Below are 22,368 nucleotides of genomic sequence, written 5' to 3' on the forward strand. Positions count from 1 at the left end.
TGTCTGCAAACGCAACGCTATGTCCATGCAGCTTGCGCCTCGCAAGGTGCCCGCGCGGTCGGACCGCGCGGGCGGCACGCAGTGCGTATCATGACGACTTGCGCACGCGCAGATACCAGTCACATAGCAAGCGCACCTGCTTCGGCGTATAGCCCTTCGTCACCATCCGGTTGACGAAGTCTTCGTGCTTGCGTTGCTCTTCCGCCGAGCCCTTGGCGTTGAACGAGATCACCGGCAGCAGTTCCTCCGTGTTCGAGAACATCTTCTTTTCGATCACGACGCGCAGCTTCTCGTAGCTGATCCAGGCAGGATTTTTCCCCGCATTGGCAGCACGCGCACGCAGCACGAAGTTGACGATCTCGTTGCGGAAGTCCTTCGGGTTGCTGATGCCCGCGGGTTTCTCGATCTTCTCCAGTTCGGCGTTCAGTGCCGCGCGGTCGAAACTCTCGCCGGTGTCGTGGTCGCGGAACTCCTGATCCTGAATCCAGAAGTCCGCATATGTCACATAGCGATCGAAAATATTCTGACCATACTCGGAGTACGACTCCAGATACGCGGTCTGAATCTCCTTGCCGATGAACTCGGCATAGCGCGACGCCAGCACGTCCTTGATAAACGACAGATACTTCTGCTCGGTTTCCGGTGGGAACTGCTCGCGCTCGATCTGCTGTTCAAGCACGTACATCAAATGCACCGGATTCGCCGCGACTTCGGTCGAATCGAAGTTGAAGACACGCGACAGGATCTTGAACGCGAAACGGGTCGACACGCCGGTCATCCCTTCATCCACGCCCGCGAAGTCGCGATACTCCTGATACGACTTGGCCTTCGGATCGGTGTCCTTGAGATTCTCGCCGTCGTACACCTGCATCTTCGAAAACAGGCTGGAGTTTTCCGGCTCCTGCAAACGCGTGAGCACCGACATCTGCGCCATCATCTTCAGCGTACCCGGCGCGCATATCGCATTGGCCAGCGACGAATTACGCAGCAGCTTCTCGTAAATCTTCACCTCTTCGCCGTAGCGCAGGCAATACGGCACCTTCACCACGAAGATCCGGTCGAGGAGTGCTTCGTTGTTACGGTTGTTGCGGAACGCCTTCCATTCCGACTCGTTCGAGTGGGCGAGGATCACGCCGTCGAACGGAATCGCGCCGAAGCCTTCCGTGCCCTTGAAGTTGCCTTCCTGAGTCGCGGTCAGCAGCGGGTGCAAGACCTTGATCGGCGCCTTGAACATTTCAACGAACTCGAGCAAGCCCTGATTCGCGAGGCACAGGCCACCGGAGTAGCTGTATGCGTCCGCGTCGTCTTGTGCGTACTGTTCGAGCTTGCGGATATCGACCTTGCCGACCAGCGACGAAATGTCCTGATTGTTTTCGTCACCCGGCTCGGTCTTGGCAATGCCGATCTGACGAAGGATCGATGGGTAGCGGCGCACCACGCGGAACTTGCGGATGTCGCCGTTGTATTCGTGCAGGCGCTTGACCGCCCACGGGCTAAGAATATTTTTCAGGTAGCGGCGTGGAATACCGTACTGCTCTTCGAGGATCGGACCGTCCTCGTCGTAGTCGAACAGACCGAGGGGCGACTCGTTCACGGGCGAGCCCTTGATCGAGTAGAACGGCACGCGTTCCATGAGTTGCTTCAGACGTTCCGCGATGGACGATTTACCGCCGCCGACTGGCCCTAACAGATACAGGATCTGCTTTCTTTCTTCGAGCCCCTGGGCCGAGTGCCGGAAGTACGCGACCACCTGCTCGATCACATCTTCCATTCCGTAGAACTCACGGAACGCGGGGTATACCTTGATCACCTTGTTCGCGAAGATGCGCGACATGCGCGGATCGTTGCGAGTGTCGATCTGTTCTGGTTCCCCGATTGCCGTCAACATGCGTTCGCCAGCCGTGGCGTACGCGGCGGGATTGTCTTTGCAGAGCGCGAGATACTCCTCGAGCGAGAGTTCATCTTCTCGCGTTTTCTCGAAGCGGGTCGCGAAACTGCTGTAGATATCCATGCTACCTCCTCGCCGAAGTCTAGACCGATGTCGTGCGCGGCGCGCTATTCGGAAACGACATCGCTCGAATTCATCCTAAACCCTTTTAAATTTTTTTTCACGAACTACGTTGCGAAAATCGCGCCGTACCCGCCTCCCAACATTCCTCACTTGGAAACACAGATTCGCTCACCTACAATCTTGCACTCGCATCACAGCGATTGCGCAGCACTTGCAGGCCCACGTTGCTGCCTCTCCACTGCCATCCTTGTCTTGCCACACCCTCTGCTTGCCGTGCTGCCCAGCAAATCGCGCAATGCTCTGTTACACGAATCGTCTCGTTCATCGAACAATCTCACTGCTGCACCGGACGGCCTGTCTGCATGCGCACACTTTATTTCATCGAGCGCGGACGTTATGCGTTTTCCTGTGCCCCGGCACTTTTTTAATCAACGCGCGGCATCGCCATTTGGTCTACAGCAATAAACGCTGTGTTACATGTTCGTTCACCGTGCTGACCTGAGGCGTTGTTCACCGGCGCATCATCAAGCGGTTCGTCAATGCACCGAAGGTTTTGTTCCGCGCCATTTCACATCGAGTGTGGTGGAACGCCACGCGCTTGCCGTTCACGCCGGACCTTTTGCATTAACCGCGTCGACGGTATGGTTAGTCGCCCGTATAACTGGATCACGGCCGCGTAATGGGCCGCTTCATAGGTGTATACGGCAAAGCACCCAGTGCAGATGCGGCAAATGTAAAACGGCCGCCCGCAGGCAGCCGTTTTCTTGAAGCTTCGTCATGGACCGTTACAGGCGGGCGGTGACAATCGCGCCGTTACAAGTACACGGTGACGCGCTCAGGTCAGTTCAATCTCCACTTCACCGAGACCGTCGATATGGCCGCGGACGATGCCCGGCTTGTCCACATTGTGCGCACCGACGTACGAACCCGTGGTGATCGTCCATTCCGGCTCGATGGTAATGCCCATGGCGGCACAATGGTTGACGAACCACACCAGCAGTTCGCGCGGATCGCCGGCCGGATTACCGGTGGCTTCAGGCACCAGCGAGTCGCCGTTGAAGCTCAGCTCCAGTTCGGGCGACACAAAATCGAAACTGCGTGCGAGGCCCGCATAGGCCACCGGATGGCCCGTGATCAATGCGCCGTTGTTCTGTGCGTCAGCCAGTTGCGCGAGCGGCGCGACATTGGGCCATTCGGTAAAGCGGCTATCGACGATCTCGATGGTCGGCAGCACGACTCCGACCTTCGAGAGCACCTCATCGCGCGCATAAGCCCGGCCGCGCGGCTCGATCGCCTCGGCGAAACGAAAGGCGATCTCCAGCTCCACCAGCACCCGGAAGAAACCGGTATGGGCCACCCGCGCGGGCGACGGCAGGACCAGCGAAGCCGGAATCGGCGCGCCTGCGGCGGCCCCGCCCGGCGCTCTGGCACCGATCTTCCACGCCCCCGTCGAGTCGCCGAGGCCCACGATAACAGCCTGCTGGATCGCGTACGCGGTTGCTGCGTCAGGCGGCAGGCTGTCGGGTGGGGGCGCATCGATCGGGCGATGCTGCCGGCGGGCTTCGACGAGGCGGTGCGCGAGGTCGTATGGCGTCATGTCGGTCCTTTATGGCTGGCGCGTTGAGCGGTGGTGCGCCGCGCTGAGCTGCGGCAGTTGAAGAAAAGCGGGCTCACGGTCCGCGCGCTGACAGCCTGCAGCGGCGATGTTGCCGATGCAAGCCGTAGTCGCGCCCGTCAATGTACCGGATCACGACGCTCGCCAGGGCGCGGACAACGTTCATGAACGTGACTTAGTCCGCAAACCACGAAAAAAGACCGCGGTTGCCTACGCAATCGCGGTCTTTGTCGTCATGCGGCCGAGCCGCACAAGCGTGGTTCCCTCTGACGCATCACCGGGAACGAATGTTGCGGCGTGGTGGCCGCTGTCATACCGATCAGAAGGTTTCCCAATCCTGATCGCTGCCCGCGCTCGCCGCTGCCTTGGCGGGTGTTCTCGTCGGCGCGGCGGCGGCCGGCGCCGCTGCAGGTGCCGTGGCCTTGGCCCCCGTGGCGGGCTGCGCACCGGTGTGTGCCGCAGGTTGTGACACCTTACGTGCCGCCATCGGGCGAACCGGCGCGGCCGCGCGCTTCGGCGCCGCGCTCACCGGTGCCTTGAAGCCGCTTTCTTCGAGCTGGAACACCGCGACCGCGGTACGCAGCTTGCCCGCCTGATCTTCGAGGGAAGATGCTGCCGCGGCGGCTTCTTCCACCAGCGCGGCATTTTGCTGCGTGACTTCGTCCATCTGCGTGACCGCGCGCGCCACCTGGTCGATGCCGCTGCTCTGCTCTTCCGAGGCCGCGGCGATCTCACCCATGATGTCGGTCACGCGCTGCACCGCGCCGATGATCTCGGTCATCGTGCGGCCGGCTTCGTCGACCAGCGCGGAGCCGGACTGCACGCGCTCCACCGACGTGTCAATCAGTTCCTTGATTTCCTTGGCCGCCGCCGACGAACGCTGCGCGAGGCTGCGCACTTCACCTGCCACCACCGCGAAGCCACGCCCTTCTTCGCCAGCCCGTGCGGCTTCCACGGCTGCATTCAGGGCCAGAATGTTGGTCTGGAACGCAATCCCTTCGATGATCGAAATGATGTCGGCAATCTTCGCCGAGCTCTGATTGATGTCACCCATCGTGCCGACCACCTGGCCGACCACCGCGCTGCCCCTGTTGGCGATCTCCGACGCATTGGCCGCGAGCGAGCTCGCCTGGCGGGCGTTGTCGGCGTTCTGCTTGACCGTGCCGGTTAGCTCTTCCATGCTCGACGCGGTTTCCTGCAATGCCGACGCCTGCTCTTCCGTGCGCGAGGACAGGTCGATATTGCCGGCCGCGATCTGGCGCGTGGCCGTCGCGATCGATTCACTGCCGCCGCGCACCGTACGCACCGTTTCGGTGAGACTGCGCTGCATTTTGGCGATGCCTTCGAGCAACTGCCCCATTTCGTCACGCGAGGTGACCAAGACCGGGCGGCGAAGATCGCCTGCGGAGATCTCGTCGAAATGACCCAGGGCTGCGTCGAGCGGACGGGCAATCGCGCGGCTCAGCGTCACGTAGGACAGCACGGCGGCAAGCACGCCGACCAGCAGTGCGCCGGCGCTCACCATGCGGAACACTTCGAAAGTGCTTTGCGCGGAGTCGTAACCTTCCTTGGCCGATACAAACTGGAACTTGCGCAGCGCGTCGTCGGAGGTGGCGAGATCATTGTACCTATCCGAGATGCGCTTGGCGCCGTCGACGACCTTGGTCTGGTCGTTCGCCGCGACCGATGCCGAAAACAGGTCCAATTGCTGATGCAGCGCGTCACGTTTGGCGATAACGTCCTGCGCGAGACGGTCTTCCTCAGCGTCGCGCGGCAGGTCCATATACTTTTTCCACCACATGTCGGAGGTGACGCGCATCGAACGCGCGCGCTCGAGCGTCGACGCCGCTTCCGGCGTGCCGATCATGAACGCGGCCCGGTCGAGCGCCAGGCGCTCGCGCGCCGCAAACAGTTCGGCATTGCCGATATCGACCGCGCTCGGCATGGCGTTAGTGAAAGTGTCCTGGTAAGCGTCGTTCGAACGGCTCATGCCGAACAGACCGAAAACGCCAATGGCGACTAGCAGCGCGGCGAGAAAAGCCATCGTGAGGCCAATCCGCGCCTTGATCGTGATGCCTTTGTTCAACATGCTTGTTCCTGTACTTAGCAAATGAGAGGCTGCGTGCGCAGCGCGGGGTAACGTGTGGCGTCTGCGTGCATGGCGCTGATTTGATGCCGCGCTCTAATACTCAGGTTTACGGCATTCCGCCTGCATACTTGAAGGTCTTATATGGTATGAAGAAAGACGTTGTAAGAAATTGGAAGAAATTACAAAATGCCGACAGACCACGCCTGCACGAAGGTCACGCAGTGTGTCTGGCATTCAGGGAGTGAAATTTGAACGGCCCCGGCGGCAAACCGAGGACGTAAAAGACAGGCTCAAGCGGAAGGATCGACTGGCGGGCAGGCACTGAGGCGCTGATGAGTGCGGTCGGTTAATTTTGAGGAAGCGGAGCCTGGACGCGGCACGGCCCCGGGTCTAGTTGGGGCGCATCTCCGTGACGGGCGCAAAATTTCCGCGCCCGGCTTTACGCCCAACTCTGAGCCTGGCGTTGGCGCACGCTCAGCAAAGTTGCAAAAGCAGCACGAAAGACCGGACGCCAAGCCTTTCGGCCCGCGCCCGGCAAGGCAGCGCCTGATATCAGGCTGCCAGATCGCGCCTGGCCGCGCCGGCCCAGGTCGCGGTCGATTCGCGCACGATCAGGCGCGGCGACACGACACGTCGGCGCCCCGGCGCGCGCGGATTACCCGACGACGTCCCGGCGATGCGTTCGATCAAGGTCTGCGCGGCCATATCGCCGAGTGCGCGGACCGACTGCCCCACGGTCGAGAGCGACGGATACGTAAATCGTCCCAGTTCGATATCGTCGAAACCGATGATCGAACAGTCGCGCGGCACGCTGATATTGCGCTCCGCCGCGGCGCGCAGCGCGCCGATGCCCATCATGTCGTTACCGGCAAAAATCGCCGACGGCTTCACCGTGTCGAACAGCTGTGAGGCCGCGCGATGGCCGCCCGCGCCCGAAAAATCGCTTTCGACGATCGCCCCGGACGGAATCTCGATACCGCGCTCCGCCATCGCGCGGATGAAGCCGTGCACCCGCATGGCGCTCACCGCCGTCTTCACTGGCCCGGTGATGCAGCCAATCCGTACGTGCCCCAGTTCGAGCAAATGACGCGTCGCGAGGTAGCCGCCCTTCTCGTGGTCGATCTGCACCAGATCCGCGTTCACGCCTTCGATATTGCGGTCCACGACGACCAGCGGCTCGCGGGCGTCGGCGAGTGTCTGCGCCAGCACTGCGTCGTCGCCGGCGGAGGCGACGATCAGTCCGTCGATGCGCTTTTCCTGCAACACGCGCAGATAATTACGCTGCTTGGCCGGATCGTCGTCGGAATTGCAGAAGAACAGGCAATAGCCGTTGCGCGAGCAACCATCCTCGATACCGCGTGCCATCTCCGCGAAATACGGGTTTGTGCTGTTCGGCACCACCAGACCGATCGTCGCTGTCGCCCGCGCCTTGAGCGAGCGGGCCACCGCCGACGGTACATAGTGAAGCTGACGGATCGCGTGTTCGACCTTCGCGCGCACGTCGGCCGACACCGGCCGTGAGTTGTTCACCACGTGCGATACCGTCGTGAACGACACCCCCGCCACGGCCGCCACATCCTTGATCGTCGCCATATTCTGTTGCTCTCCTGCCTGTTGTTCCCGCCGGCCACGCCACCTGGCGACCCACCGGACGTCTTCATCGAAGACAGACCAAACCCATGAATACTTACGCTTTACCGCGCTTCCTGCATCGACTGCTTCAACAGCTTCAACTGCTCCGGATACGCCAGCTTGCTGACAACCGGCGCCGCCATCATGCGCGCTTACGGCGGCTGCGATAGGTGTCCAGCACCACCGCCACCACGATCACCGCGCCGGTGATCATCCGCTTGGTCGGCTCGTTCGCGCCGATCTGCGCCAGACCGGCCGCCAGCACCGAGATGATCAACACACCGAAAAACGTGCTGATCACCGACCCGCGTCCGCCCATCAGGCTCGTGCCGCCGATCACCACCGCCGCGATCACCTGTAGCTCCACGCCCTGGCCCGCATTTGGGTCGGCCGCTTCCAGACGCGAAATCTGGAACAGCGCGGCCAGCCCGGCCAGCGCACCCATCAACGCAAACACAATAATCTTGTAAGGCCGCGGATTGACGCCCGCGAGCCGCACCGCTTCCTCATTGGTGCCGATGCCGACCAGATAGCGGCCAAACACCGTGCGCGTGAGCACCAGTTGCGCAATCACCATCACCGCCACCGCGATCAGGAACGCCGGCGAGATGCCCAGCGCGATCGGATTCGACAGAAAATCAAACGCGTCGCCGATATAGGCGGTGCGCGAATTGGTCATCTGGTACGCCATGCCGCGCGCCGCTTCGAGCACGCCGAGCGACACGATGAACGACGGAATCCGCCAGCCCACCGTCACCGCGCCGGTGATGGTGCCGGTCAGCGCCGCCGCGGCGACCCCGAGCAGGGCCGACGGCAACGGTCCCCAGCCCCACTTCAACGCCGCCACGCTCACCACCGACCCGCCCAGCGCCAGCACCGAACCCACCGACAGATCGATCCCCGCGATGATCAGCACGAAGGTCATGCCCACCGACATCACCACCAGATCGGGGATCTGATTGGCGATCGTGCTGAACGTGTCGTACGTCAAAAAGTGCGAACTCAGCAGCGAGAACAGCACGATCATCGCCAGCAACGCACCGGCGAGGCCTAGATAGTTCGAAAAACCGAGCCGCGTGCCAACCGGCTTGCCGCTTGCCAGCGGCGCGGACGGATCCGCGGGTGGCGCGGCCGTCGCCCCTGCCTGCGCGGCGCCGGGCTTGCCACTCGATGCTTCATGCACCGATTGATCGGTCATGACAGACTCCCTGCTTCATGGGTGTCGGGGGCATGCAGCAGCGCTTCGCGGCTGCGGTAGCCGGCGAAAGCCGCGGCCAGCAACGCATCCTGCGACCAGTTGTCGCGCTCGAACAGTCCGGTCATGCTCCCCGCGGACATCACGCCGATCCGGTCGCAGATCAGCATCAGTTCACGCAGGTCGCTCGACACCACGACGAGCGCGCGCCCTTCACGCGCCAGCGCCCCCATCAAGCCATAAATATCGAACTTCGCGCCGACATCGATGCCGCGCGTCGGTTCGTCGAACAACAGCACGCGGCAGTCGCGCGCCAGCCAGCGGCCGATCACGACCTTCTGCTGGTTGCCGCCCGACAGTTCGCCGACAATCTGCGCCGGCCCCGAACTGCGAATCCGCATCGCATCGATCTGCGTTTGCGCCAGCGCGTTTTCCCGCTTCGCATCGACGATGCCGTGCCGCGCCACGCGACCGATATTGCCGAGCGACACGTTGGCGGCAATCGGTTGCGGCAGCAACAGCCCTTCGCCTTTGCGGTCTTCGGTGATCAACGCGATACCGGCCCGCACCGCGTCCGACGGCGAATCAATCTGCACCGGCGTGGGCGGGGCACCCGGCGTTTCAGCCAGCGACACCGTTCCGTCGTCTTTCCGATCCGCGCCGTAAATCAGCCGCATCAGTTCCGTGCGGCCCGCGCCGATCAGCCCGCTGATGCCAAAAATCTCGCCGGCGCGCACCTCGAACGACACCTCGCGCACCACCTTGCCGCGCGTGAGCTTGTCCACCTTCAACAACGGCGCGCCGATGTTGCGCACGCCCAGATCGATCCGCTCGCCCAGCTCGCGGCCGACCATCCACGTGACGATTTCATCGCTCGTCAGGTTGGCCATGGCGTCGACATGCACCAGCTTGCCGTCGCGCAGCACCGCGATCTGCTCGGCCACCCGCGCCAGCTCTTCGAGCCGGTGCGAGATATAGACCAGCGCGACACCGCGCGCCTTGAGCCGGTCGATCTGCTCGAACAGCAGGTCGACTTCGCGTGCGGTCAGCATCGCGGTCGGCTCGTCGAGGATCAGCACGCGGCAGTCGTCGATCAGATTGCGCGCGATCTCCACCATCTGCTGATGCCCGATGCCGAGTTCGCCGACCAGCGTATCCGGATCGATCGCGTCGAGCCCGACTTGCGCCATCGCATGGCGCGCATCCTCGCGCAGCTTGCGACGGTCGATCCAGCCGAAACGGAACGCGCCCGTCTGCGGCAGACGGTTCAAAAACAGGTTTTCGGCCACCGACAGCGTCGGCAGCAGATTCAACTCCTGCATCACCATGCGCACGCCGAGCGCTTCGGCTGCGGTACGACTCGCCGGTGCGTAGGGCGCCCCGCCGAGGCGCATCGTGCCGGTGGTCGGGTCGACAAGGCCGCCAATGATTTTGGATAGCGTACTCTTGCCCGCGCCGTTCTCGCCCGTGAGCGCCAATACCTCACCGGCGCGCAGCGACAGCGAAACGTCGGCGAGCACCGGTTCCGTGTAGGTCTTACCGATGCCGCTCACAGACAGCACGGCAGGCAAGGCATCGTGGTCGGTTGAATCCATCGCGATCCTGGTTCGAGGCTCCCGGTACGGCCTCATGCGATTCACTCGAACGAGGCAGCCAACGACAGCCACGTGTCATGCCGGGCCAATGCGCGGAATGCGCAGGCGCTGCCGACCACGCACCCTCCCGCCGCGCAGCCACCGTCATGACGCTTACCTCTGGATTTAACGGCGGCGCGGCAGGTTTCTTGAGCGCTTATTGAATTGGCGCGGATTCGCGTGTTGTTCCATGCATCCAGCATGCAGCGACATGAGCGCGAACCCGCGCACCTGGGCGTATTTCGGTGCTTCTTGCGGCGCGTACTTCGATACTGACTGCCTAATGCTTATTTGGTCACCAGGTCGCAGGGCGTTTCCACCACGCCGGACAACTGCGACTGCTTCTTGTGCTCGCTGATTGCCTTCAGCGCGGTGTCGATGCCGAACACGGCCTGCTTGGCGGCATACTGGTCGGCCGTGGCAAGGACGCGGCCATCCTTGAGCATCGGCTGGATCGCGTTGATGTTGTCGTAGCCGACCACCAGCACCTTGCCCTGCTTGCCTGCCGCGCGGATAGCCGAGACTGCGCCGATCGCCATGTTGTCGTTGCCGGCCAGCAGCGCCTTCAGGTTCGGATACTCATTGAGCATAGCCGACGCCACCGCGTTGCCCTTGTCGATTTCCCATTCGCCCGACTGCACCGACACGACCTTGGCGCCGACGGCCTGCATGGCATCCTTGAAGCCCGCGGTGCGCTGTTGCGCGTTGGTGGTGGTCGACACGCCTTCGATAATGCCGACTTCATCGCCCGCCTTCAGTTTTTTGGCCAGGTAATCGCCGACCTTCTGCGCGCCCTTGCGGTTATCCGGGCCGACGAACGGCACGTTCAGGTCTTTCGACTTGAGCACGTCCGGATCGAGCCGGTTGTCGATGTTCACCACGATGATGCCCGCGTCGACCGCCTTCTTGACGACCGGCACCAGCGCCTTCGAGTCAGCCGGCGCCAGCACGATCGCATCGACCTTCGAGACGATCATCTGTTCGACGATCCGGATCTGGTTCGCGGTATCGGTTTCGTCCTTGATGCCGTTGGTGATCAGGTCGAACTGGGAGGCATTATGTTTCTGGTAGTCCTTGGCGCCGTTTTCCATGATCAGGAAGAACTCGTTCGCGAGCGACTTCATCACCAGCGCGACCCTCGGCTTATGGGCCGGCGCGGCTTGCGCGTAAGCGGAAGAAAACGGCAAGGCGGCGGTGGCGGTAACGAGAACGGCGGCCGCCAGCATGCGGCGGCGAATGCGATGGCTCATGCATCTCTCCAGGGTTTATCAGGCTCGCGGTCGAGCCATATTTTTAGTTGTACGCAAACGTTTGCGATGGCTATTCTCAGCGTGCCTTGTCCGGGCTGTCAACGATTCGCAGTGTTGCGGCGCACCGGTACGCAGGAAGTGCGTCGATGCATCGCGTTCGATGAATTCGGCTCGGCGCGACGCATAGGCGCACCGGCAGGCTGCGTTTTGGCAAAGGTCCCTCGCTCGGTCCGTGCGTGGCAGATTTACCGCCGGCTGCAAGCTCTGCGGCCGGCGAGCCGCCTATGCTGGACTTTTATTGCGCACGGTGCAAGCAGGAACAATGCGGGGGGCGATGGGATAACGGCTAGTTAAAGCCAGCCAGCCTTGCGGAAACGCCAGTACAAGACCAGGTCCACGGTCAGCATCACGGCCAGACAGATTGGATAGCCGAACTTGTAATGCAGCTCGGGGATAGCCTCGAAGTTCATCCCGTAGATGCCGGCGATCATGGTCGGCACCGCGAACAGCGCGGCGAACGAGCCGAGCCGCTTGGTCACCTCGCTTTCGGCCAGCGAGATCATCCCCAGATTGACCTGCACCGCGGTGACAACCATTTCGCGCCGGCCGTCGATGATCTTCACGATCCGTTCGAGGTGATCGTAGACATCGCGAAAATAAGCCTGCATACCGTCGCAGATGCTTGGAATACGACCACCCGTCAATTTACTGATCGCCTCCTGAAGCGGCGCGATGTGATGCTGCAGGATCACCAGACGGCGTTTCAGCGAGTACAGATCCTCGATGATCGCGCGCGATGCCGCCGAATTATTGCGCTCGAAGATACGGTCTTCGAGCGCTTCGATCTCGGTGTTCATCGCCTCGACGATCGGAAAATAACGATCGACGATGTCGTCGGCCAGCGCATACAGCACGAACGCCGAGCCCTCCTTGAGCAAGTGCGGCTCGCGTTCGCAGCGGGTGCGAACGGCCTGGAACCCGGTGCGCGTGCCGCGCCGCACCGACAGCACATAGTTATGCCCCACGAATACGTCGACCTCGCCGATCAGTAGTTCGCCCTCCTCATCCATTTCCACGGTATGCATGACAGCGAATAACGACTCGCCGTACTCCTCGATTTTCGGACGCTGATGGCCGTTTTGCGCATCTTCGATCGCCAGTTCGTGCAGGCCGAACTCGTCTTTCATCACGGCAAGCTCGTCCGGCTCCGGGTCTTTCAGCGCGACCCAGACGAAGCACTCGGGCCGCGCTACGTAGTCGCTGATGCTCTCGATATCGATGTCAGCCAGCTTCCGGCCGTCCTGATAGGCGGCGCAATTGATCAGCATGTTGGATTACCTTGAAAACGGAACAGACCGGCCGGCTTCGCACTGTGCGTAAGCCCGACGGCGGATCTGCATGAACGAATGCACGACAGCCGCCATGTTAGCGGCTGTGCGTGGACGTCATGTATCCAATTGTCAAATCCTGCTGGCGGTGACGGTGGGCACGGTTCGGCCTTGCCCGGCGCGATCCGGCGCTGTCCGGCCCTTCCCTGCGCTATTGGGCAACCCTGCGCAATGCGATGCGGTTATCTTCGCCGAAGGTGACCGACGCCCGGTTCGTATAGCGCGTATCGGCTGTCACCGTGAAGTGCATTTCCACGACCGGATCGAATTGCGTGGAGACACCAATGCGATGTACGCCCGGGCTCAGATAGAAGACCACATGTTCGCCGTTCATCAGGTCGGTGACCTGCTCGCCGTCGATATACACCAAGGCATCGCGGAACCGCACGATCACGTCACGGGAACGTTCGCGCCGCACGTCGACGGCGACCAGTCCGGTTCCGGGCTGCGTGTAGCCGGGTTGGACGATGCGCGCTTGCGGCACCTCCTTGAACGGGACGGGTTCGGCCGGCGTCGAGGCGCACCCGGCAAGCGACGCGATCGCAAGCGCAAGCAGCGCGGCTTTGCAGAGGAAGTGCTGGCGCATCGGCATGCTGGATCTCCCGTGTGGCTCGTGGCGTTGTTGGTGATGGTGTTCTTGTTATAGGCGTATCGCGCCATCCTGGTCGAGCGGCCAGACGCCGTGCCCCCTCTTGCACAGGATCGCGTTCTTCTTCATGATCGCTGCAAAGCGCTGCGCTGTGGGCGCTGCGCGCTGCGGATTTACCCTCGGATCCGCCGCGTGCTACCTTTGTCTGCCAGCAGGTTTGCTTCGCTGTACCGGTTATGCGCAACGCTTCACCGCGTGCCGCGCCGGACCTACGATCAAGGAGACTGCAATGTGGTACTTCACCTGGATTCTCGGCATCGGCGTGGCGTTGGGCTTCGGCATCATCAATGTGATGTGGCTGGAAGCAAGCGGCAAATTCGCGCGTGACCCGCAACTCGCCAGCACCCCGCCTGCCACGCCCGAGGACACGTCTTCGTGACCCATCTGGTTTTCTTCTGCGGTCACGCAGGCACCGGCAAAACCACCCTGGCGAAGAAGCTGATTGGCCCGCTGATGCAGACGATCGCGTCGCCCTTCTGCCTGCTCGATAAAGATACGCTGTTCGGCGGCTACAGCGCGGCCGCCATGGCCATGCTGACCGGCGACCCGAACGACCGCGACAGCCCGCTCTTCCTGCAGCACCTGCGCGACCCCGAGTATCGCGGTCTGCTCGATACCGCCCGCGACAATCTCGAACTCGGCATTAGCGCGCTGGTCGTCGGTCCGCTGTCGCGCGAAGTGCGCGAGCGGCGCCTGTTCGATCGTGCATGGCTGGGTATCGGCGCGGACGTTTCGTTGCGAGTCGTCTGGGTCTACACGTCCGAAGAGATGGCGCGTCAACGCATCATCGCGCGCGGCAATCCGAACGACGCCTACAAACTCGCGCATTGGGACGAGTATCGGCAGCGCCGTTTCGTGCCGAGCGGGGACATTTGCGAAGACCTGTTGATGTTCGACAACACCGCGCCAACCCGCACGGATTACGAAGCGTTGCTCGCGCGCCTGGTTGGCGAACCGCATGCGTCGTCAGCCATGCCGCCGCTGCCTGTGTAGCGGCCAGTCGGAATAGCGACCCGTGCAGCAGCCCGTTCAGCACCGATGTTTCAAACGCACAACGCCCCGCAATGCGGGGCGTTGGCGTTCATAACACGGCCTTCTAAGAGGCTTTCTTCGTTACTCGCGGCGGTCACTACCGCGTCGTCGCACGGCCCTCGGTTTTGAGCCTCATTTGCAACCTCAGCGCGACAGTCTCGGCTTACACCGTTGCCATCGCATCCAGCGACTGCCCTTCATACAACTGGCCAAAGCGGTTCGCGAGGAAGTCGCGCAGCGACACCTGCTCCTGACGCACGAAACCGCTTTGCGGCAGCTTCTGCTCGCGGAACAGATCGAGCACCGCGCACATTGCGCCGGCCGTGGTGATCTGGATCGCGCTCATCGGCACGCCGCACACCGTCTTTGCGAAAATCTTGCGGGTGAACACTTCCTGCACCAGTTGCCCGTCGCGCATGCCGCTCACAGTGATGAACACCAGCACGACGTCTTGCGCGGTCGAGGGCACCGAACGGCGCATGATGCTCTTGAGCGTGTCGCGGTCGCTCGAAAGACGCAGGTCCTCCAGCAGGAACTGCATCAGGTTGCGGTGACCCGGATAGCGCACCGACTTGTAGTCGAGCGATTCGACCCGGCCCGCCAGCGTTTCGCATAGCGTACCCAGGCCACCGGACGTATTGAAGGCTTCGTATTCGGTACCGTCGAGCGAGAAGTGTTCGAGGCCTTCCAGCGGCTGCACCCACTGCGTGCGGCTGTCGCGGATCGCTTCGCACGGCTGGCAGTACTCGTTGATCAGACCGTCGACGCTCCACGTCAGGTTGTACTTCAACGCGTTGGTCGGGAATTCCGGCAGCGCGCCGACGCGCATCTTGACGTCGCGGATTTCAGTGAAACGGTTCGCCAGTTCATGCGCGGCGATCCCGATGAAGCCCGGCGCCAGACCGCACTGCGGCATGAAGGCGTGGTCGGCATCGTCGGCGATTGCACGAATCGCGCTGGTGGCGCGCACGTCTTCGGTCAGGTCGAAGTAATGGACGCCTGCGCCCTTGGCGGCCGAGGCCACGTTCACCGCCAGGTAATACGGCAGCGCATTGATGAGCGTGTCGAAGCCTTGAATGGCGGCGCGCAGCGCGGCTGCATCGGCGGAATCGACGCGGCGGGTCGGGATGCCCTGGGCGGCGAGCTTATCGAGCGCATGCTGATCGCGGTCGAACGCCACGACGTCATAGTCGCCGGTTTCGCGCAACATGTGGGCGATGGTGTGACCGATCAAACCTGCGCCAACGATGGCTACTTTCATGCGCTTCTCCTAATCTTTTTGTCTGCTGTCTCCAGCTTGGGAAGTGCGCTGCGCTTAGGCGCGGCGCCCGGCGGGCTGAACCCTTGAGACACAGTTTAGGGAGAAGCAAAAACAGTTCATACACGCAAAATGCTGCGCTATGACCAGCAATTTCGACGTTATGACGATGCAATCAGTCGATATGTCGAAAACGTGTTAAAACTGCGTAAAAATCAGGCACCAGGATCACACCGTTCCGCGGTCGATCTTGCGCGCAAGAATGATCGACGTCGTGGTTCGCTCCACCCCTTCCAGGCCGCCGATCTCATCAAGCAGATCGTTGAGGCGATCGGGCGAATCGGCGCGCAGCCACGCCACATAGTCGAACTCGCCGCTCACCGCGCATAGCAGTTGCACCTCGGGCATCTTGCCGAGACGTTTCTGCACCGCAGGCCCGTACTTCGGCGCGATGATGATGCCGACGTATGCCTGGATGCTCGAGTCGAGTACGTCCTGACCGAGCCGCACGCTATAGCCGCCGATCACATTGCTGCGCTCGAGCCGGGCGATCCGGGCGATCACGGTGGTGCGCGCCACATCCAGTTGACGCGCGAGATTGGCGACGCTCTCACGGGCGTTGGCTTGCAGCAGCGCAACGAGGCTGCGGTCGAGGTCGTCGAGTTGGTCGAGGCGCGGAGGTCTCATCGAGGGCGAAGGAGTTGGTCAGCGATGGGGCGGATTATCACACCCCAAACCGCTCCATCACGAAATCGATAAAGCTGGTGAGCTTGGGCGTGGCGCGGCGGTCGCGTGGGTAGACCAGATGGACGGGCGCGCCCTCGGGCAGATAGTCTTCCAGCACCGACACCAGTTCGCCGCTGGCGATCTCTCTCGCAAGCAGCGCCTCCGGCTGCAACACCAGCCCGAAGCCACGTAATGCGGCAACCTTGAGCGCCTGACCGTTGTTCGCCCGGAATCGCCCGGCGCGCAGCTGGTTTTCGTCCGCGGTCTCGCCGCCTAGCCGCCACAAGCCTTCGCGGCCCCAATGCAGGAAGCCTAGGCATTCGTGCTGCATGAGATCGGCCGGCGTGCGCGGCGTGCCGGCCCGCTCCAGATAAGCCGGCGACGCGCACGCGCGCATCCGGTAAGGCTTCAACGGCCGCGCAACGAAACTGGAATCCGGCAGATGGCCGATTCGCACCGACGCATCGAAACCCTCTTCCACCAGGTCGATCACACGATTCGACAGATCCAGTTCGAGGCTCACGTCCGGCCATGCTCTCAGGTAGTCGGTCATCGCCGGGGCAAAGACTTCCACGCCGTAAGTTAGCGGCACCGTCACCTTCAGCACCCCACGCGGCGCGGCCGCCATTGCCTCGGCAAGCGACTCCGCTTCCTTGACGTCGGCTAGAATGCGCCTGCACTGTTCGTAGTATTGTCGGCCGATTTCAGTCAGACTCTGGCGACGCGTGGTGCGCGTCAGAAGCCGCGTCGCGAGCCGTGTTTCGAGCGAGCGGATATGCTTGCCCACCATCGCCGACGAAATGTCGAAGCGCTCGGCGGCCGCCGTGAGACTGCCGGCCTCGACTACCGCGACGAAGATTTCCATGCTGACGAATTTGTCCACCCGCTATTTCCTGTTGGTTTCGGTTGTAAGCGTTTGTCGCACAAGAGGCGCATTGTAGGGATATCGTGATACAAATAGCGGCGACGGCGAAGTGGGCAGCCGGCCGCTACGCATCTCCATGCCGATGCGCGTTGGGCCGCTCGCCATGCTCGCCTTGTCACAATTCGAACAGACATCAGGAGTTTCGATGAAAAAAGCACTCGTCATGTTGGCCACCGCAGTCGCCATGAGCGGCGCGTTCGCACAAACTTCCGCACCGGCTTCGGCACCGATGGGCGCCTCAGCACCCGCCGCAAAAGCTGGCCACGAGCGCAATGTCGAAGACCGCATCGCTTACCTGCACACGAAGTTGAAGATCACGTCGGCGCAGGAATCGCAATGGAGCGCGTTCGCCGATGTCATGCGCAACAATGGCCAGACGATGGGCCAGTTGTTCCAGCAGCGCAAGGCCGATACGAACCTGTCGGCAATCGACGACATGAAGCAATACGCGACGATCGCGCAAGCGCATGCGGACGGCATGAAGAAACTGGTCGATGCGTTCGATCCGCTGTACAGCAGCTTCTCGCCGGAACAGAAGAAACTGGCCGACGCAACGTTCCATCAGGGTGGCCCTGAAAAAGGCCAGCGTCACCATGGCAAGGGCGGCAAGAAGGCCCCGGCGCCGGCTAGCGACGCGGCTGCGACGCAGTAAGAGGTTAATCGCAGGGTCGACAGTGCAGTTGATTGCGCGCAGCGCGGGTTTCCACGCTGCGCGCTCGGTTCATGGCAAAAGAACCTGAACTTCAAATGCATCTGGCATGATTGCGAGTATGTGGCGTCGAGACGCAAAGTCCCGGCGCGGCTGTCAATCTCTCTACACCGACTCGCTTCATGCCCGAACTGAAAAATCTCGATCTGAGTAACGATGCAAACGCCCGGCGCGTCGTCAAAAACGAAACCGTGAGCGTTGAGTTCGCCGCCGCAGAAGGCGAACTGATGAGCCTGGAAGGCCCGAACCGCTATGCCCGCGGCGATGCGCTGATCACCGGCTCGACCGGCGACCGCTGGGTCGTCTCGCGCGAACGCTTCGACGCCAAATATCTGCCGGAAGACGCTACCCTCGCTCATGGCGAACCGGGTGCATACCGCAACCGTCCGGCCGTCGTGCTGGCCAAACAGATGAATGAAGCGTTTTCACTGGCCCGCTCAGCGAGTGGCGGCGACGTGCTGCACGGCGCCGCTGGCGACTGGATCATGCAGTACGCCCCTGGCGACTACGGCGTGGTGCAGGCCGCACGCTTCGCGAAGGTCTATCGGCTTGCCGATTGAATCGTAGCGAGCTGATCGCGGTCCATCCCGCCGCGTTCTAGCCGAGGCCTTAGGTCAAGGCCTCGGATCAACGCCTTCGGTCAATTCCTTCAAGCCACTGTTTCAAGCAAACTCGTCGCCGAGATCCACCGTCACGTCGCGCGGCACCGCCTCGCCGTTCGCATACTGCTCTTCGAGCGAGCCGATGCTCGCTTCGACATATGCCCGCAACACGGCGAAACTCCGGCCTCGCAGCCGTGCCGGCAACGCGCGATAACGCGCCAACGCCGTCGGCGCAATCACCACGGTCATGACAATGCGGCGCGCGGTCGCGCCGAAACGCATGGCAACCCAGTGAATCGCCAGGATCGGCGTGCCATCTTCGCTTGCACGCTGAATGAACTGCGTCTGCTCGGGGAACAGATCGCTGATGACGCGCGCCAATTCCTCGAACTCGGGATTCGCGCAGTCGTATTGGTAAGCTTCTTCCATAAGGTGTGCCGAAAGGATGAGCCTGAACGGCGTACCGAAAGGGTACGCCGGAAGTTAGAAAATCACGAAGGGTCTGCGTGGCAAGCTGCTCATAGGCGGCTCACAAGTGCTTCAAAAGCGGTTTAGGCGGCAACCGCCGGCCGACGGAAGACTCTGAACAACAGGCCCGTCACGATCACCGCGCCCACCGCATACACACCGTCCACCGCGGCGAGCGGCACGAGCTGCGCCTGGAACAACGCAGCCGGCACGTCGACCAGCGCGTGCAGCACAATGGCGAGCGGCAGGATACCGCGCCAGCCCGCCCGCAGGCCGCGCCACATCAGCACCGACAAGCCGATCTGGAACACCAGCGCGGCCACCCGTTCGAGTGCGAAAATGCCGGCCGTCTGTGGCGTCAGGCTGGCAAGGATCAGGTGGATGCGCATCACCGAATCGGTCGGCAGATTGCTCAGGTAGCCGTCCAGTTCGCCGCGGTTTTCAAAGACAGCGAACAGGATCCATTGAATTTGCACCAGCACGCCGACCAGCCAGGCTTCCGCGCCTCCGTGGCCGAGGCCATAAGTCAGCGCCGTGCCGTCGCTGTTGCCCGCCGCAGCGGACGCCGACTTCGCGGCCGCGCGTTTGAGCAGCAGGCGCATGCCAATGAAACGCCCCACTTCTTCGCAGATACCCGCGGCCAGCGCGCCATACACCACGAAGGCCAGCGGATTGGACAGGAAGGCGGCGGTCGCTTCGTTCCGATGCAGCACGTAATCGTTCAGCGCGCGCTCGATCACCATGGCGAACAGCGCGAAGATGGCGACGCCGGTGATCGCGTCACGGGGGTTCAACGCGAGCGGCCGGCGCAAACGGCGGTAGACCAGGAACGGTAAGGCGGCGACGAACAAGGTCGCGACGGCGAGGCTCGAGAGGGTAAGCGGTGCTACAACCATGAGTTTCCTTGCGATGACCGGCGCGCACCCGCTGCGCGCCGCAGCCCGAATGATCGCAGATCAGCGCGAAGTCAGCGCAAAGTTGAGGCGCGGACGATCAATTCGCCTGGCAAGAGGCAGTCGCGCGCGGTGGTTTGAACCCCTTCGATGCGTTCATGGAGGAACTCGACCGCGCGGTAGCCGATCTCGTAGGTCGGCTGGCGGATCGTGGTGACGCCGGTCAATTCGGCCCATTCGGGATCGTCGATCGACAGCAGCGCGACACGCGCCTGCCAATCCGCGCCGTAGCGCGCTTTCAGATGGAGGGCGAGGCACAGCGCGACCGGCGCATTGGCCGCGAACAAGGCGATGCGGCTGGCTTTGCGCGTGACGCTAAAGATGGCATTGCCTTCTGCGCAATCTCCAGCATCGCCTACGGCGTTATCTGTGGCTTTGCCTGCTGCCTTATCTCCGGCATCACCGGTTGCGCTATCTCCGGCATTGCCTGCGGCGTGCCCTGTGCTGCCGCCAAAGTCGTCAGGGCCGCCGGCTGCATCGATTGCACGGTCCAGTTCGGCAAGGGCGCGCTCGACGGCTGCCGGCTCCCCAAGGTTCAACACCAACGTATGCCCACGCGCGCCGCCCTTGCTGCCTTCGCCTTTCCCGCCAGTCCTGCCCTCGTGGCCCGTACCACCCTCGCCGCCCATCGCCGCGCGAAACGCCGCCTCGCGCTGTTGCCGCGAACTGACCTGCTCGAAGGGTTGCACGACGAACCAGATGTCGTCGAAACCATGGTCCAGCAAATGGCGCGTGCCAAGTTCAGCCGCCGCCCGGTTGTCCAGCCCGACCATATCGGCGACGAGGCCCTCCACCGAACGGTCGACCAGCACCGCCGGAATCCCGCCGCCGCCCACCGGCCGCAGCGTTTCTTCCCGCACCCCGAGCGCGTTGACGATCACGCCTTCCACACGATACGTGGTCAGCAGTTGCAGATAGCGCCGCTCCATCTCGACTTCATTGGCCGCGTGGCAGATCAGCGGCATCAGCCCCAACGCGTGGCAAGCGGCCTCCACGCCTTGCAGTACTTCCACGGTGTATGGGTTGGTCAAGTCAGCGAGCAGCATCCCGATCAAGCGATTGCGGCCACGCTTGAGGCCGCGCGCCATCTGGTTCGGCTGATAGTCGAGACGCTCGATGGCCGCCTCGATGCGCGCGCGCAATTCCGGCGACAGCACGCTCATCTCGCCATTCAGATAGCGCGAGATACTGGTCTTGCCCGTACCGGCTTCGCGCGCTACGTCGGTGATCGTCGCGCGGCGCGCGGCGGCAAGCGGCGTCGCGCTCATTTCTTCAACACTTCGCGGTTGACGATGTTGGTGGCGAGCGTCCCGTCGAGCGCGGCGACGAGGTTTTCCGCCGCATTGCGCGCCATCGCATGGCGGGTCTCGTGCGTTGCCGAACCGATATGCGGCAGCGCGACCACGTTCGCCATTTTCAGCAGCGGCGAATCGGCCGGCAGCGGTTCGGTCTCGAACACGTCGAGACCCGCGCCGTGGATCGTGCCGTTTTGCAGTGCTTCAATCAGCGCCTGTTCATCGACCGTGGCGCCGCGCGATGCGTTGATCAGAATCGCGCCCTTCTTCATCGACCTGAGTTCGGCCGCGCCGATCATGTGCTTCGTCGCGGGCGTGAGCGGCACCTGCAGACAGACAAAGTCAGCGGTGGCAAGCAACTCCGCCAACTCGACGCGGCGCGCGCCGTAGGCCTGTTCCGCCTGCGGATTCGCACTGCGATTCGTGTACAGCACCTTCATGTTGAAACCGAGCGCCGCGCGCCGCGCAACCGCCCCGCCGATCCGTCCCAGCCCGACGATGCCGAGCGTCTTGCCCTGCACGTCGACGCCAAAATACGCCGGTCCGAGGCTTTGCTTCCATTGCCCCGCCTTCACCCACTCCGCGAGTTCGACGACGCGCCGCGCCGACGCGAGGATCAGCGAGAACACCGTATCCGCCGTGGACTCGGTCAGCACGTCCGGTGTGTGCGCGAGCACGATGCCACGGCGCGTGAGGTCGGCCACATCGAACTGATCGAAGCCCACCGAGATGGTCGACAACGCCTTCAGCCGGTTCGCGCCTTCGAGCATCGCCGGCGTGATTTTCACGCTCGAACCGATGCCGCCATCCGCATCCTTCAAGGCGGCGACGAACGTGTCGTGCTGCGCGGGGTCGACCTGCACGACTTCCGCATGCTGTTGCAGATACGCGAGCACATCCTCGGGCAGCGACTTCCAGGCGACGATCTTCTTCATCA

The 22,368-nt window shown here is 62.6% G+C and carries 20 protein-coding genes; 4 read left to right on the forward strand and 16 right to left on the reverse strand.

Annotation, left to right across the window (positions count from 1 at the left end; all coding sequences use genetic code 11):
- Positions 1 to 88 precede the first annotated feature (88 nt).
- From PQQ96_RS25880 to PQQ96_RS25920, 9 genes are all read right to left on the reverse strand, one after another.
- The gene (locus tag PQQ96_RS25880) at positions 89 to 2,011 is read right to left on the reverse strand and encodes a PrkA family serine protein kinase (RefSeq protein WP_201081880.1); all 1,923 of its coding nucleotides are present in this window, start codon (positions 2,009 to 2,011) and stop codon (positions 89 to 91) included.
- Between the two features lie 835 nt (positions 2,012 to 2,846).
- Positions 2,847 to 3,608 (reverse strand): hydratase, encoded by a 762-nt coding sequence (locus tag PQQ96_RS25885; RefSeq protein WP_408297967.1) that lies wholly within the window; start codon positions 3,606 to 3,608, stop codon positions 2,847 to 2,849.
- Between the two features lie 337 nt (positions 3,609 to 3,945).
- Positions 3,946 to 5,715, reverse strand: a complete 1,770-nt coding sequence (locus PQQ96_RS25890) for a methyl-accepting chemotaxis protein (protein ID WP_408297969.1) — start codon at positions 5,713 to 5,715, stop codon at positions 3,946 to 3,948.
- Between the two features lie 552 nt (positions 5,716 to 6,267).
- Positions 6,268 to 7,308 (reverse strand): LacI family DNA-binding transcriptional regulator, encoded by a 1,041-nt coding sequence (locus tag PQQ96_RS25895; RefSeq protein ID WP_408297971.1) that lies wholly within the window; start codon positions 7,306 to 7,308, stop codon positions 6,268 to 6,270.
- A 181-nt stretch (positions 7,309 to 7,489) separates the two neighbouring features.
- Positions 7,490 to 8,545, reverse strand: a complete 1,056-nt coding sequence (locus tag PQQ96_RS25900) for an ABC transporter permease (RefSeq protein ID WP_408297973.1) — start codon at positions 8,543 to 8,545, stop codon at positions 7,490 to 7,492.
- Positions 8,542 to 10,137: a sugar ABC transporter ATP-binding protein gene (locus tag PQQ96_RS25905; RefSeq protein WP_408297975.1), complete on the reverse strand. Its 1,596-nt coding sequence runs from the start codon at positions 10,135 to 10,137 to the stop codon at positions 8,542 to 8,544. Before PQQ96_RS25905 ends, PQQ96_RS25900 begins: the two co-directional genes overlap by 4 nt.
- A gap of 326 nt (positions 10,138 to 10,463) precedes the next feature.
- A complete protein-coding gene (locus PQQ96_RS25910) occupies positions 10,464 to 11,426 on the reverse strand; it encodes a sugar ABC transporter substrate-binding protein (RefSeq protein ID WP_408297979.1) in 963 nt (320 codons plus the stop codon).
- A gap of 350 nt (positions 11,427 to 11,776) precedes the next feature.
- Entirely contained in the window at positions 11,777 to 12,754 is a 978-nt protein-coding gene (corA, locus tag PQQ96_RS25915; RefSeq protein WP_408297981.1) for a magnesium/cobalt transporter CorA, read from the reverse strand.
- A 211-nt stretch (positions 12,755 to 12,965) separates the two neighbouring features.
- Positions 12,966 to 13,406, reverse strand: a complete 441-nt coding sequence (locus PQQ96_RS25920; RefSeq protein ID WP_408297983.1) for a hypothetical protein — start codon at positions 13,404 to 13,406, stop codon at positions 12,966 to 12,968.
- A 286-nt stretch (positions 13,407 to 13,692) separates the two neighbouring features.
- On the opposite strand from PQQ96_RS25920, the gene cydX reads away from it, so the two are divergent.
- Complete coding sequence (cydX, locus tag PQQ96_RS25925) at positions 13,693 to 13,842, forward strand: cytochrome bd-I oxidase subunit CydX (RefSeq protein WP_408297985.1); 150 nt, start codon at positions 13,693 to 13,695, stop codon at positions 13,840 to 13,842.
- Positions 13,839 to 14,456, forward strand: a complete 618-nt coding sequence (locus PQQ96_RS25930) for a P-loop nucleotide/nucleoside kinase family protein (RefSeq protein WP_408297987.1) — start codon at positions 13,839 to 13,841, stop codon at positions 14,454 to 14,456. Before cydX ends, PQQ96_RS25930 begins: the two co-directional genes overlap by 4 nt.
- Positions 14,457 to 14,658: 202 nt before the next feature.
- On the opposite strand, the gene PQQ96_RS25935 is transcribed toward PQQ96_RS25930, so the two are convergent.
- The 3 genes from PQQ96_RS25935 to PQQ96_RS25945 all read right to left on the reverse strand — a co-directional run bounded on the left by PQQ96_RS25935 (position 14,659) and on the right by PQQ96_RS25945 (position 17,362).
- Complete coding sequence (locus tag PQQ96_RS25935) at positions 14,659 to 15,756, reverse strand: saccharopine dehydrogenase family protein (RefSeq protein WP_408297989.1); 1,098 nt, start codon at positions 15,754 to 15,756, stop codon at positions 14,659 to 14,661.
- Positions 15,757 to 15,981: 225 nt separating this feature from the next.
- Entirely contained in the window at positions 15,982 to 16,440 is a 459-nt protein-coding gene (locus PQQ96_RS25940; protein WP_408297991.1) for an Lrp/AsnC family transcriptional regulator, read from the reverse strand.
- A gap of 37 nt (positions 16,441 to 16,477) precedes the next feature.
- Positions 16,478 to 17,362, reverse strand: coding sequence for a LysR substrate-binding domain-containing protein (locus PQQ96_RS25945; protein ID WP_408297993.1), 885 nt, complete (start codon positions 17,360 to 17,362; stop codon positions 16,478 to 16,480).
- Positions 17,363 to 17,549: 187 nt separating this feature from the next.
- Between PQQ96_RS25945 and PQQ96_RS25950 the strand changes: the two genes are divergently transcribed.
- Together PQQ96_RS25950 and PQQ96_RS25955 are read left to right on the forward strand one after the other, a co-directional pair.
- Positions 17,550 to 18,056, forward strand: a complete 507-nt coding sequence (locus PQQ96_RS25950) for a Spy/CpxP family protein refolding chaperone (RefSeq protein WP_408297995.1) — start codon at positions 17,550 to 17,552, stop codon at positions 18,054 to 18,056.
- A gap of 179 nt (positions 18,057 to 18,235) precedes the next feature.
- Positions 18,236 to 18,673, forward strand: a complete 438-nt coding sequence (locus PQQ96_RS25955; protein WP_408297997.1) for a PGDYG domain-containing protein — start codon at positions 18,236 to 18,238, stop codon at positions 18,671 to 18,673.
- 102 nt (positions 18,674 to 18,775) lie between these two features.
- Here PQQ96_RS25955 and PQQ96_RS25960 read toward each other — a convergent pair whose 3' ends face one another.
- The 4 genes from PQQ96_RS25960 to PQQ96_RS25975 all read right to left on the reverse strand — a co-directional run bounded on the left by PQQ96_RS25960 (position 18,776) and on the right by PQQ96_RS25975 (position 22,366).
- Entirely contained in the window at positions 18,776 to 19,144 is a 369-nt protein-coding gene (locus tag PQQ96_RS25960; RefSeq protein ID WP_408297999.1) for a DUF3022 domain-containing protein, read from the reverse strand.
- A 122-nt stretch (positions 19,145 to 19,266) separates the two neighbouring features.
- Entirely contained in the window at positions 19,267 to 20,079 is an 813-nt protein-coding gene (locus tag PQQ96_RS25965) for a YhfC family intramembrane metalloprotease (protein WP_408298001.1), read from the reverse strand.
- A 71-nt stretch (positions 20,080 to 20,150) separates the two neighbouring features.
- The gene (locus tag PQQ96_RS25970; protein WP_408298003.1) at positions 20,151 to 21,404 is read right to left on the reverse strand and encodes a LacI family DNA-binding transcriptional regulator; all 1,254 of its coding nucleotides are present in this window, start codon (positions 21,402 to 21,404) and stop codon (positions 20,151 to 20,153) included.
- Positions 21,401 to 22,366, reverse strand: a complete 966-nt coding sequence (locus PQQ96_RS25975; RefSeq protein WP_408298005.1) for a 2-hydroxyacid dehydrogenase — start codon at positions 22,364 to 22,366, stop codon at positions 21,401 to 21,403. The genes PQQ96_RS25970 and PQQ96_RS25975 overlap by 4 nt, the downstream gene beginning before the upstream one ends.
- Positions 22,367 to 22,368 lie beyond the last annotated feature (2 nt).

It is taken from the genome of Paraburkholderia sediminicola (assembly GCF_046027825.1).
In the GTDB taxonomy this organism is placed as follows: domain Bacteria; phylum Pseudomonadota; class Gammaproteobacteria; order Burkholderiales; family Burkholderiaceae; genus Paraburkholderia; species Paraburkholderia sediminicola_D.